Annotated in this window: 11 protein-coding genes; 1 reads left to right on the top strand and 10 read right to left on the bottom strand. The window is 39.6% G+C overall.

Annotated elements, in window-relative coordinates; all coding sequences use genetic code 11:
- Positions 1-59: 59 nt before the first annotated feature.
- The 7 genes from SJY16_RS06075 to citZ all read right to left on the bottom strand — a co-directional run bounded on the left by SJY16_RS06075 (position 60) and on the right by citZ (position 8,021).
- On the bottom strand, positions 60-1,412 hold the full coding sequence (locus tag SJY16_RS06075) for an IS1182 family transposase (protein ID WP_377888055.1): 1,353 nt from the start codon (positions 1,410-1,412) through the stop codon (positions 60-62).
- A 211-nt stretch (positions 1,413-1,623) separates the two neighbouring features.
- Positions 1,624-3,042: a two-component system histidine kinase PnpS gene (gene pnpS / locus SJY16_RS06070; RefSeq protein ID WP_377888206.1), complete on the bottom strand. Its 1,419-nt coding sequence runs from the start codon at positions 3,040-3,042 to the stop codon at positions 1,624-1,626.
- Positions 3,042-3,755 (bottom strand): response regulator, encoded by a 714-nt coding sequence (locus SJY16_RS06065; RefSeq protein ID WP_377888205.1) that lies wholly within the window; start codon positions 3,753-3,755, stop codon positions 3,042-3,044. The genes pnpS and SJY16_RS06065 overlap by 1 nt, the downstream gene beginning before the upstream one ends.
- 260 nt (positions 3,756-4,015) lie before the next feature.
- Positions 4,016-4,495, bottom strand: a complete 480-nt coding sequence (locus SJY16_RS06060; RefSeq protein ID WP_377888204.1) for a MaoC family dehydratase — start codon at positions 4,493-4,495, stop codon at positions 4,016-4,018.
- Positions 4,496-4,577: 82 nt separating this feature from the next.
- The gene (mdh, locus tag SJY16_RS06055) at positions 4,578-5,516 is read right to left on the bottom strand and encodes a malate dehydrogenase (protein WP_377888203.1); all 939 of its coding nucleotides are present in this window, start codon (positions 5,514-5,516) and stop codon (positions 4,578-4,580) included.
- A 50-nt stretch (positions 5,517-5,566) separates the two neighbouring features.
- Positions 5,567-6,838 carry an NADP-dependent isocitrate dehydrogenase gene (icd, locus tag SJY16_RS06050; RefSeq protein ID WP_377888202.1) on the bottom strand — a complete coding sequence of 424 codons (1,272 nt, stop codon included), beginning with the start codon at positions 6,836-6,838 and terminating at the stop codon, positions 5,567-5,569.
- Between the two features lie 67 nt (positions 6,839-6,905).
- Entirely contained in the window at positions 6,906-8,021 is a 1,116-nt protein-coding gene (gene citZ, locus SJY16_RS06045) for a citrate synthase (RefSeq protein ID WP_377888201.1), read from the bottom strand.
- Between the two features lie 466 nt (positions 8,022-8,487).
- On the opposite strand from citZ, the gene ytvI reads away from it, so the two are divergent.
- Positions 8,488-9,612, top strand: a complete 1,125-nt coding sequence (ytvI, locus tag SJY16_RS06040) for a sporulation integral membrane protein YtvI (protein ID WP_377888200.1) — start codon at positions 8,488-8,490, stop codon at positions 9,610-9,612.
- Positions 9,613-9,705: 93 nt separating this feature from the next.
- On the opposite strand, the gene SJY16_RS06035 is transcribed toward ytvI, so the two are convergent.
- From SJY16_RS06035 to pfkA, 3 genes are all read right to left on the bottom strand, one after another.
- Entirely contained in the window at positions 9,706-10,098 is a 393-nt protein-coding gene (locus SJY16_RS06035; protein WP_377888199.1) for an FxsA family protein, read from the bottom strand.
- A gap of 161 nt (positions 10,099-10,259) precedes the next feature.
- Positions 10,260-12,014, bottom strand: coding sequence for a pyruvate kinase (pyk, locus tag SJY16_RS06030; protein ID WP_377888198.1), 1,755 nt, complete (start codon positions 12,012-12,014; stop codon positions 10,260-10,262).
- A 104-nt stretch (positions 12,015-12,118) separates the two neighbouring features.
- Positions 12,119-13,078, bottom strand: coding sequence for a 6-phosphofructokinase (gene pfkA, locus SJY16_RS06025; protein ID WP_377888196.1), 960 nt, complete (start codon positions 13,076-13,078; stop codon positions 12,119-12,121).
- Positions 13,079-13,113 lie beyond the last annotated feature (35 nt).

The raw sequence follows: 13,113 nt of genomic DNA, 5'->3' as shown, positions 1-13,113 counted from the left end.
ATTTTGAGGTCGTTTTTTTAAATTTTAATGTTAGTACTATGAAAAAAACTCTCCTTCACCTAGCTCACCCGGTCTAAGTGAAGGGCAATCTTCTTCATATTCTGACAGGCGGCAGTCAGTAACGCTTGTTCTCTTACTTTTTGTTTTCCACGCAAGCGACAATAACGCAGCCCATGCAGTTCTTTTGAATCTGCGAAGCTACGCTCAACCTTCTCTTTTCTCATGCGATAAATCCACTTTCCCTCATTGGAAAGTCGGTTCTGACGAACCTTTTCTTTTGCCCCTTCCCACACATGGCGTGTGATGGTTTTCTGGTGCTTCTGGTTCTCAGTGCAATGTGCCAGAAGAGGACAAGTCTTACATTTCGTGGGGTCCGACTTATAGTGACGATACCCTTCTCGGTCCGTCGTCGCGTACGCCAGTGCCTCACCCTGAGGACAAACATATCGATCGAGGTTTTCATCATATTTGTATTTCCATTTCGGAAGAAATCCTTTTTTACTTTGGTAGCGACGATGAGCGATAACGCCAAATACGTTTCGTTGTTCGAGTCCGTGACAAATAGGGGCTGTTAAGTATCCTGCATCTAGACCGACTGCTTCTACTTTAAAACCGAAGCGTTTTACCTGGCGGTCTAACCGTTGTAAATAAGGTTTGGAGTCGTGAATATTACCTGGAGTAATATGGACGTCGGTAATGATGTTGAATTTCATATCTGTGGTGCGATGATCTAAGTAAAAGAAACCTTCAGGTTTATGTTCTCGATATAAATAACCACTCTCAGGATCAGTATGACTGACTTTGATTTCCTTCGTCTTATTCACCTCCTTCTTTTCTTTTAGAGGCTTTTTTCCATGATCAGACCTGTCCTGTTCCACTGCTTCATTGAGTTCATCTATATAGTCGGCCGTTTCTACATGAACGTCTTTCCTGGAGAACTTTTTCTTATTCGCGCTCGCTTTTAGATGTGTGGAATCGGTGTAGAGAACTCGTCCTGACACCATTCGATGGTTCATAGCCTGGTGGACGACCTCATCAAAAACCTCTTGGAAAATATCTGTTTCATTAAAACGCATTCTGCGATTCCAGCTGATCGTAGAGTGATGGGGTACGGCGTCGGTTAAATTCAATCCGAGGAACCACCGGTACGCGACATTCGTTTGAATTTGACGCTCTAATTCGCGTTCAGAGCGAATGCCGTAAATATATCCAATAAACATCATCTTAAATAATACTAGGGGATCAAGGGATGGACGGCCGTTGTCTTCACAATAATAAGGACGGACTTTTTCAGGGATAAAGGAGAAATCTATGTAGTGGTCGATCTTACGTAATAAGTGGTTATCAGGGACAAGTTCATCAATCGTTACCATTTCTAATTCATTCTGCCGATCTTTCTTAGATTGAAACATTACATCACCGCCTAAAAAGAATCTATCTCTAGCTTAACAAAAGGGTGAAATAAAAAAAGGCAAAAAAAATAGGTTGTCGAGACTTTCTCGACAACCTGAGACGAGTAGAACTCGTCTAAGATCATGCTCTAGTCATGATGAAGGGGTCAATTGTTACTTTACAGAAATAATTTTAAGGGCGTATAAACAAAGTGTAAAATTAACGTAAACATTAATAAATTCGTTCTTTTAGAAGCGTTATTGTGAAGGTCGCCCCTTCTCCCGGCTCACTATTAACAGATATTTTACCATTATGTGCTTCCACGAGATGTTTCACAATCGCAAGACCAAGACCAGTTCCACCTAGATTTCTACTTCTAGCCTTATCAACACGATAAAAGCGCTCAAAGATTCTCGGTAGGGCTTCTTTTTTTATACCAATGCCATTATCAGCAATCGTGAATTCTACTGTATCGTCGTGTTCTTTTACGTTAATCCTTACTTTTCCATTCTCGTGTGTGTACGTTAAACTATTGGATATCAAGTTCAAAAACACTTGTTTTAGACGATGAACGTCCCCTTTGATTTCTGTATTCCCTTCATATGAAACCAGCACTTCAATCGCCTTCTGATCGGCTTTGTTTTTTGTCATGAGCACACAATCGTCAACAATTTCTTGAAGATTAGCGTCCTGCCAATTTAACGAAAAGTGTTTCTGTTCCATCTTAGATAAATCAAGCAAATCTTGTATCAAGGTTTGCAAGCGATCACTTTCATCGTGAATGATTGTAAGAAACCTCGTACGAAACTCCTTATTTTCCATCGCGCCATCCAATAACGTTTCGGCAAACCCTTTTAACGAGGTGACAGGAGTTTTGAGTTCATGTGAGACATTCGCTACAAAATCCTTTCTCATTTGCTCAAGTTTCTTCAAATCTGTAATATCATGAAATACCAGCACAACGCCTTTCATCTGATCATCATGAGCAAGAATAGGAGCACCAGAAACATCGAAATGACGAAATTCTAATCCTACTGGAAGTTCAACTTGTTTACGAACGGTGCCTTCAATCATTAACGTTTCTTCCACTAGTTGAACAATTTCATTGTATGGAATAGAGTCATAATAAAGTTCGTCTATGTAATCATTGGTATCGATGCCGAACGTATCTTTGTAAAAGCGATTCACCAAATTGATATGACCTTTTACATCGATTAGGATCAACCCGCTATTCATATTTTCAATTAACGTCATTAATCGATTCTGCTGAATTTCATACGAGTTAGTCATACTCTCTAAATTTCTAGCAAGGATATTTAGAGCATGGCTAAATTGTCCAGTTTCATCTAACTTATATTCATACGTGCGTGCTTTAAAATTACCTGACGCAAGTTCATTCGCAACTTTCAGCGCACCTTCGAGAGGCTTTGTCAGCCTACTCGAAATTCCAATGCTTATATATACAAAAAGCAAAAAAGCAACTCCAAAAGTAATACTAAGCACCAACCACATATTCCTCAGTTTTTCATTACTAGCTTCTGCAAACAAGATTCCTTCGAATATGTTTCCAAGAATCACGACCATCATAATGAATACTAAAAATAGTACAATAAATTGCCCATTTAGAAAGCGCGACTGGAATCGCTTCATCAGGCTGATGGCCCTTCTAACTTATAACCAAGACCTCGTATCGTCTTAATATACTCAGGTTTGCGAGTATTTTGTTCAATCTTCTCTCTTAAATGACTAACATGAACATCAACAATTCGAGTATCCCCTACAAAGTCGTAATCCCAGACAGCACTTAATAGCTGCTCCCGTGTAAGAACTCTTCCTTTATGTCGAACTAAATAAACGAGTAGCTCAAACTCTTTTGGCGTGACTTCCATCAGTTCTCCCCGGAAGTATGCTTCATAATTATTCGGGTAGACATCTAACTCGCCAACCTGTATTTTTTCTCCCTCTTCTGTAGTCGACGACTTCATATCTTCTAACTGTTTTATTCTCCTAAGAATCGCTTTAACACGTGCCACTACTTCTCGTGGACTAAACGGTTTGGTCATATAATCATCAGCACCAAGCTCAAGCCCTAATACTTTATCAAACTCATCATCCTTAGCAGTCAGCATGAGGACAGGTGTATAGATATGTCTGCTTCTCATTTCTTTGCAAACCTCAAGTCCGTCCATCTCAGGCAACATTAAATCAAGAATGATGCAATTTGGTTTTTCTAATTCAACCTTTTCAAGAGCTTCAGCTCCATCATCTGCAGTTACAACTTCATAACCGGCTTGTTCAAGATTGAATTGAAGCAGCGTCTGAATAGACATCTCATCTTCAACAACAAGTATTTTCTGAGCCATTGTATTACCCCCTAAGCATTTTCCCCAATCATCTATGCCAGAACCGATCTCTCAGGCTTTTATTATTTTTTCCTGAATATCTACATAATACTATTCTTTTCACGATGGAAAAAGAGATACTTATCGAGTTGGCGATAATAATGAAGCATTGTACAGGTAAAGTATTAATTTAAAATGAAATTATCAGTCGTTCTATTACTAGTTGATCAGCTTATAACAACGCTTTGCAGAAGAACAAAAAAAAGAGCCTTTATCGGCTCTTAAAAATTCTCAAATGAAGTTGTTTTCGTTAATGGCTTTGTTGGATATGGAGGACAAACAACAAATTGTCCGTTCAAAATAACGGTTCCCTCTTCATTTTCACCTTCTACCTTTACAGTGATTTCATGATCTTGTTTATTCACATCACTTACTTCAAAAGCAAAATGAAGAGATTCATAATGGTAAACAGGATTCAGAAAGGTAACTTCCTGTTTCTTTATGCTACTACCAGGACCGGGGAGATATTTTGAGATTGCACCAGTAACGATGGCTAACAGCATAATCTGCGGAACAATAGGCTTCTTGAATGGTGTTAGTGATGCATAATCATGTTGAATAAAAAGAGGATTATTATCGTTAGAGATCCCTAGATATAATAAGAGTTCTCGATCATCTATTTTTTCGGTCACTTCCAATTTCTCACCAACTGAAATTTCTTCAATCATTCGTCCGATTTTACGTTTTTTTCCTAATAACATTATCCATCCCCCTTTAACCACATTGAGAAAGCGCTTTCTTTCTTTTAGTAAAAGAGATCCGGTATAAACCGGATCGTCTTTTTTAATTTAACACTGTCATAACTTTACGAACAGATTCAGCAGATTTATCTAATTGCTGTTTTTCATCTTCTTTCAATTCTAGCTCAATGATTTCTTCGATTCCATTTCCACCGATAATAGTAGGAACCCCGAGATATAATCCATCATAACCATATTCGCCTTCAAGATAAGCAATTGTTGGCAGAACACGCCGTTGATCTTTAAGAATGGCTTCGACCATTTCAACTAAAGAAGCCGCCGGAGCATAATAGGCGCTACCGTTCCCAAGAAGGCTTACTATTTCTCCGCCACCTTTACGAGTGCGTTCTACAATCTCCTCGAGACGTTCGTCAGAAATGAGGTTATTTAACGGTATTCCACCTGCAAAGGAGTAACGGACTAGAGGGACCATATCGTCGCCATGACCACCTAGTACAAACCCAGTGATATCTTTCACCGAAATATTAAGCTCTTCAGCAATAAATGAGCGGAAGCGAGCTGTATCAAGAATACCTGATTGACCAATCACACGGTTTTTAGGTAAACCCGACTCTTTAAATACGGTGTAAGTCATCGCATCTACCGGATTTGTAAGAACCACAATAAGCGTATTTGGAGAGTGTTTCACGATTTCATGAGTAACACTCTTCATAATCTTAGCATTTGTATTAACGAGATCGTCTCTACTCATACCAGGCTTTCTTGCAATTCCAGCTGTGATAACTACGATATCGGAATCCGCCGTATCCTCGTAATTAGATGTACCGGTGATTTTTGAATCAAATCCTTGAACGGGACTTGCTTCAAACATATCCAGCGCTTTTCCTTTCGTAGGACCTTCCTGGTTTGGTATATCTACAAGCACTACATCAGAAAGCTCTTTTTGAGCTAGTAAAAAAGCAGTTGTTGCACCTGTAAACCCCGCACCAATCACGGACACTTTTTTGCGTTTTATTGTCATATGAACGCCACTCCTTTAAAGGAAAATAGTACGAAATAGTTTGCGTAAAATTAATTCATATTCTTAATAAGTTCGTCACCGAATTCAGAAGTTTTCACTTCAGTTGCACCTTCCATTAAACGGGCGAAATCATACGTTACAACCTTGCTTGCGATCGTTTTCTCCATAGAATCTAAAACAAGCTTAGCAGCTTCATTCCATCCGATATGTTCAAGCATCAATACGCCAGAAAGAAGAACAGAAGAAGGATTAACTTTGTCTAATCCAGCATACTTAGGAGCAGTACCATGAGTAGCTTCAAAGATTGCATGTCCACTCTCATAGTTAATGTTAGCTCCAGGAGCAATTCCTATCCCACCAACTTGAGCTGCAAGTGCGTCTGAAACATAGTCACCGTTTAAGTTCATCGTAGCAACTACATCAAATTCTGCTGGGCGAGTTAAGATCTGTTGTAGGAAAATATCTGCGATTGCGTCTTTAACAATAAGCTTACCTTCTGCTTCAGCTTTAGATTGTGCTTCGTTAGCAGCGTCTCTGCCTTTATCTTCAACGATTTGATCATATTCAGCCCATGTGAATACTTTATCTCCAAATTCTTGTTCAGCGACTTCATAACCCCATGTCTTGAAAGCACCTTCAGTGAATTTCATGATGTTTCCTTTGTGAACGAGCGTTACATTCTTACGGCCTTCATCAAGAGCATATTGAATCGCTGCTCTTACAAGACGCTTTGTACCTTCTTCAGAAACTGGCTTAATACCAATTCCAGATGTTTCAGGGAAGCGAATGTTTTTCGCACCCATTTCTTCTCTTAAGAAAGAAATGACTTTCTTAACTTCATCAGAGCCCTTCTGGAACTCGATACCAGCATAAATATCTTCAGTGTTCTCACGGAAGATAACCATGTCTGTGTCTTCAGGTCTCTTTACAGGTGAAGGTACACCTTTGAAGTAACGAACCGGACGAAGACAAGTAAACAAGTCTAGTTCTTGTCTAAGAGCAACATTAAGGGAACGAATTCCGCCGCCTACTGGAGTCGTAAGTGGCCCCTTAATCGCAATTATGTATTCGCGAATCGCATCAAGCGTATCAGCAGGAAGCCATTCACCTGTTTTGTCATGAGCCTTAGCTCCTGCATAAATTTCTTTCCAAGTAATACTCTTTTCTCCAGAATAAGCTTTATCAACTGCCGCTTCTAGAACACGAGATGCTGCTGCCCAGATATCTGGACCAGTTCCATCGCCTTCAATATATGGAATAATTGCATGATTTGGAACGTTTAGTACCCCATTATTTACGGTGATTTTTTCTCCATTAGCCATTTTATATTCCTCCTATTGAATCTACATTTTATTAAAAAGGAAGGCGTTTCGCCTTCCCTATTTTGTTTTATCGATTTTCTACGCTAACATATGATTGGTTTGTCGCTCCTACGTACTCTGCACGAGGACGGATCAAGCGGTTATTGCTATATTGCTCAAGAATATGAGCGATCCAACCCGACACACGACTTACAGCAAATAGCGGTGTGAACAAATCATGTGCAATGCCAAGACTATGATAGACAGAAGCAGAATAGAAATCTACGTTTGGCGGTAAGCCTTTTTCGTCTCTAACAACCTGTTCCATCTTAACGGACATTTCATACCATTTTGTTTCGCCAGTTAATTCAGTGAGCTTACGTGACATTTCTTTAAGATGCTTCGCACGAGGGTCTCCAGTTTTGTACACCCTGTGACCAAAGCCCATGATTTTTTCTTTCTTCTCAAAAGCGTTGTGAAGATAAGACTCAACGTTCTCTTCACTACCGATTTCACTTAGCATTTTCATAACTCTTTCATTTGCTCCACCGTGAAGTGGGCCTTTAAGAGCTCCAATTGCAGAAGTAACACCTGAGTAAATATCCGAAAGCGTTGCTACACATACACGACCTGTAAATGTTGAAGCATTCAACTCATGGTCAGCATGAAGAACCAAGGCTTTATTGACCGCAGTAACGGCTACTTCTTCTGGCATCTCACCGTTCAGTGTATATAAAAAGTTTGCTGCGAAACTAAGGTCTTTCTTAGGACTGATTGGCTCTTTCCCTTCACGAATGCGTGAAAACGTTGTAACAACCGTAGGAATTTTCGCCTGAAGACGAATTGCCTTACGATAATTCGCTTCTTCACTCATATCATCTGCTTCTTCGTCATAAAGTGCTAGTGTTGAAACTGCTGTACGAAGTGCAGCCATAGGAGATACCTTATCACTTGGATAAGATTTTATTTGATTAATAATTTCTTCAGGAATTACAGCATCTTCCGCAAGCTTTGCAGAGAACTGATCCAATTCTTGTTTATTTGGTAATTTATCATTCCACAGCAAATAAATCACTTCTTCAAAACTAGCATTCTCTGCTAGGTCATCAATGTTGTAACCTCTGTATGTTAAGACATCGTTTACAATTGAACTTATAGATGATGTAGTAGCAACAACGCCTTCTAAACCGCGAGTAGTCGTCATACTTTCCCTCTCCTTTTCCATATTAACATTCTTTTTTCTAAAAATTCTGCTTTGATAACGCTTTACAAACGCTCCAAAAAAAAAAGGAATCTTATGTACAAAGAAGGTGCGTCCGTCTCCATTATAAACAAAAATCTGACATTTGTGAATGAATATGCAAGATTTGGCGACTTCCTTTTTTTTCTTAAAAGCCTGTTGATTAAGTGTTTTCAAGAAAATTCGTCGTAACTTTCTCGCTCTGAACGGTAGTTCAGTTCAAAAACTCGACAAAAAACACATCCATTCCATTACACTTCCACAGGTCTGATGCACTTGTAAAAGGAAAATTCCTTCTGAATAAACAGAACACTTATCTAAGCATAACAAACATTTCAAATTTTTTCACGAAATCAGCCAAAATGCATTTGATTGGCTCAATCGAACAAGTGTATTATTAAAGTAGAATAATTTTGGAGGAGGCCCTTTATTGAACTGGCATTATATACACAGCATTCTCCGATTCTTACTCGTGATTGCAGCTGTAGTGTTCGGTTTGTTTATACTTTATTATATTTGGCACTTTGCTTATCCATTTGTGATCGCCTTGCTCCTTGCTTTTTTGATCAATCCGCTCGTCGATATTTTAGTAGCGAAAGTTAAAATGCCTAGACCAGCTGCTGTTGCACTATCAATCTTATTTCTAATCGGTGTACTGGCAGCCTTTTTAACTCTTCTTGTAAACGAGATCGTACAAGGAGTCGTTTATTTAGCTGACGTACTGCCCGAGAACTTCAGAGAAATCGTCACCTTTACTGAAGAGCTTTTCGTTTCTCATGTTTTGCCTTTATATAATCAGCTGGAGGACCTTTTTAAAGATTTAAATAAAGACCAACAAACTACGATTATGGACAATATACAATCGATCGGTACGACAGTGACTACTGCTGTTACTGATATTCTTCAAGCACTTGTCGAAGGGATACGTTCTATCATCATTAGCTTACCAACAATTATTACAGTATTAGTCTTTTCATTGCTGGCTACTTTCTTTATAAGCAAAGACTGGTATAAGTTTATTCGATGGGTTAAGAAAAAGATATCTAGTGATATCCAACGAAGTATCGGTTCTGTATACAAAGACTTAAGAAAAGCACTCTTCGGTTTTATAAAAGCTCAGCTCACTCTGATTTCTATGACAGCTGCGATCGTGCTTGTGGGACTACTGATTCTTCGTGTTGAATATGCTGTAACAATTTCGATCATCATTGGAATTGTAGATCTTCTTCCATACCTGGGTACAGGCGCAGTGTTTGTGCCATGGTTAATCTATTCATTTCTAGCTGGAAATTATGGGTTAACGATCGGGTTAGCTATACTGTATGGAATTGTAGTAATTCAACGTCAATTAGTAGAACCTAAAGTATTATCCTCAAATATTGGCCTCGATCCCCTGGCAACATTGATTGCACTTTTTGTAGGTTTTCAAATCTTTGGATTCATCGGGTTAATTATCGGTCCCGTGTTCCTTGTCGTTATCAAAACGTTGTATCATGCAAATGTATTTAAAGATATTTGGCATTATATTATCGGCGAGAACAAAAGAAAAAGCTGAAGGTATCTCTCCTTCAGCTTCAAACTTTCGAGAAAATCCCCGAAGTTTTTATCTTAACGTGTGTGAATAAACCCACGCCTTTTCTTAATAGTATCATCTCTTAATAAACACGAATTGACCATTATTCATTCTTTTCTCAAGAAACTTTCGTAGCCAACGCTTGAAAGGTCTTCTAGTTGCTGGTAGTAGAAGTGCAAAACCAATCGCATCCGTAATAAAACCAGGCGTAAGCAATACCACTCCACCTACTAAAATACACAATCCATCAAGAATTGCATCTCCTGGCATCTGACCTGTTTGCATCTGACGATTAACCTTTTGTATAGCTTCAGAACCTTCTTTCCTAGCAAGCCAGGCTCCAAGTACACCAGTCCCAATAATTAATAATATCGTAGGAATCAACCCTAATGTCCGCCCTGACAAAAGCAACAGACCTATTTCAAGAGCTGGAACGATAATGATAAAAAGAAGCATGATACGAAACATGTTTCAGGGCCCCTTTGATTATATTCGAGAATGATGTTCCCGTTACTCTCTATTATATATGATTTATACCGCATTTCGTAATATACCGATTTCGAAACCTTTCTATATGAAAAAGGAAAAGACTGCCGAATATACGACAGTCTTTCATCAAAAGTCAAAGCTTACAGAATGCTTGCTTTACCATTGTAGATAATTCCAGTAGTTGCATCAAGAGTGATTTCTTGACCATCTTCAAACAGGGTCGTAGCATCATCAAGGCCAACTACGACAGGAAGACCAAGACTTAGTCCTACAACTGCCGCATGACTAGTTAGACCGCCTTCTTCTGTAATCAAACCTGCTGCTTTTTCAAGTGCTGGAACCATATCTTTATCAGAACCAATCGCAACGATGATTGTGTTTTCATCCGCTTTACTAATTGCCTCGTCAGCGTTTTTTGCAATCGCTACTCGACCAGATACGGATGTTTTACCAATACCTTGTGCTTTAGCAAGGATATCTCCGATAACGTGCACTTTCATCAAGTTTGTTGTTCCAGATTCACCTACAGGAACGCCTGCTGTGATGACAACAGTGTCGCCATGGTTAACGATTTCTGAGCGGATAGAAGCCTCAACCGCTACTTCTAGCATCTCATCAGTTGTTTTCACCTTGCGTCCTTCTTGAGCATGTACGCCCCATACGAGAGCAAGTTTACGACACACACTTGCTGTATTTGTAACAGCAACAATCGGTGCTTTTGGACGATATTTTGAAATCATCCGTGCAGTGTGACCACTCTCAGTAGCAGTTAGAATAGCTGGTACGTTCAAGTTGTATGCCGTGTGTGCTACAGATTCACTGATCGCATTTGTAGTATTTGTTTCAATTTCCTTACTTCTTATTGAAAGCAATTCACGGTAGTTCAGAGACTTTTCAGTATAAGAAGCAATATTATGCATTGTTTGAACAGCTTCTACAGGGTAAGATCCTGCTGCAGTTTCACCTGATAGCATGATTGCATCCGTACCATCAAGGATTGCATTGGCAACATCACTTGCTTCAGCACGAGTTGGGCGAGGGTTACGCTGCATAGAATCGAGCATTTGTGTTGCTGTAATGACTGGTTTACCAAGCGCATTACACTTTTTGATCAGTTGCTTCTGTACGAGTGGTACTTCCTCAGCTGGGATTTCAACACCTAGATCACCACGAGCTACCATAAGACCATCAGACACTTCAAGGATAGAATCAATGTTATCTACACCCTCACGGTTTTCGATCTTAGGTACGATTTGAATATCTGTTGCATCATGTTTCTCAAGAAGTTTACGGATATCCAACACATCAGATACACGACGAACAAATGAAGCAGCGATAAAGTCTACGCCTTGCTCAATACCAAATTCAATATCAGCAGCGTCCTTATCAGTGATACCAGGCAAGTTTACACTTACGTTTGGTACGTTAACGCCTTTTTTATTCTTCAACGTGCCGTTGTTTAATACTTCTGTGTAAAGCTCATTTTCCTCAATGCTTTTCACTTCAAGCTCGATCAAACCATCGTCAAGAAGAATCTTTGAACCTGGATGAACATCATTAACAAGATCAGGATACGTTACAGAAATCTTCTCTGTAGTACCAGCTACTTCTTCCATTGATACGATAAGCTGTTGTCCTGCTTCAAGATCGATCGCACCATTTTCCATGTTGTGCGTACGAATCTCAGGTCCTTTTGTATCAAGTAGAATTGCAACATTCTTGCCAATCTTCTCGGATACTGCACGAATATTTTTAATACGGTTGCCGTGCTCTTCAAAATCTCCGTGAGAAAAGTTAAGACGGGCAACATTCATTCCAGCCTGCATCAATTTTTCTAACGTTTGTTGGTCCTCACTTGCAGGCCCAATTGTACAGACAATTTTGGTTTTACGCATAGGTCTCCTCCTAAAAGCTCTTCTTAATTAATTTTATCCAACTCTGGGTAATATTTATCCAGTAAACACCATTATTCATCCATTAGTCGTGGATGAATACTAGTTTAGATTGAAAGTTCTCTTGCAAGCTGCACCATTTTTTGATTAACAGTATGAGGCATATCAAGTGCTTCATTAATATCCAGATCAATGATTTGGTTATTGTGAATGCCTACAGTTCGATCTTGTGCACCTTCAAGCAAGAGTTCTACTGAACGTGCGCCTAGACGACTTGCTAGCACACGATCTGTTGCAGTAGGTGAACCCCCTCGCTGTACGTGACCAAGAACAGTAACACGAGTTTCCATATTCATTGCTTCCTGAATTTCTTTCCCAATTTCAACTCCGCTTCCAACGCCCTCAGCAACTACAATGATGCTATGGCGCTTTCCACGATCATGCCCTCGTTTTAAACGAGCAAGAATATCAGACATTTCATATTTCTCTTCAGGGATAAGAATAGATTCTGCACCGTCAGCAAGACCTGACCAGAGAGCGATATCTCCAGCATTACGGCCCATTACTTCGATCACGTATGTACGCTCGTGAGAAGTTGCTGTATCACGAATCTTATCAATAGCCTGAATAACAGTATTCAGCGCAGTATCGAAGCCAATAGTAAAATCTGTACCTGGAATATCATTATCAATTGTTCCTGGAATTCCAATCGTAGGGAATCCGTGTCCCGTAAGCTTTTGAGCTCCACGGTAGGAACCATCTCCTCCAATGACCACTAGCCCTTCAATTCCATGTTTCTTAAGGTTCTCTACCCCTTTTAATTGCCCTTCAATCGTTTTGAATTCTGGACAACGAGCAGAATAAAGCATTGTGCCGCCTCTATGAATAATATCAGCTACAGAGCCAATTTCCATTTTTTTGATTTCACCATTAATCAATCCGGTATATCCGTGGTAGATTCCGTAAACCTCAATATCGTGGTAAATCGCTTTACGAACTACAGCACGAATTGCCGCATTCATTCCAGGTGAGTCTCCCCCGCTGGTCAATACACCAATACGCTTCATACCTGTTCACCTCATTAGTTCTTTGTGTTATTAAA

The organism is Alkalihalobacillus sp. R86527 (assembly GCF_042466185.1).
Classification (GTDB): domain Bacteria; phylum Bacillota; class Bacilli; order Bacillales; family Guptibacillaceae; genus Guptibacillus.
The sequence above is the reverse complement of the archived record's forward strand: the minus strand, read 5'-3'. Positions and strand labels throughout refer to the sequence as shown.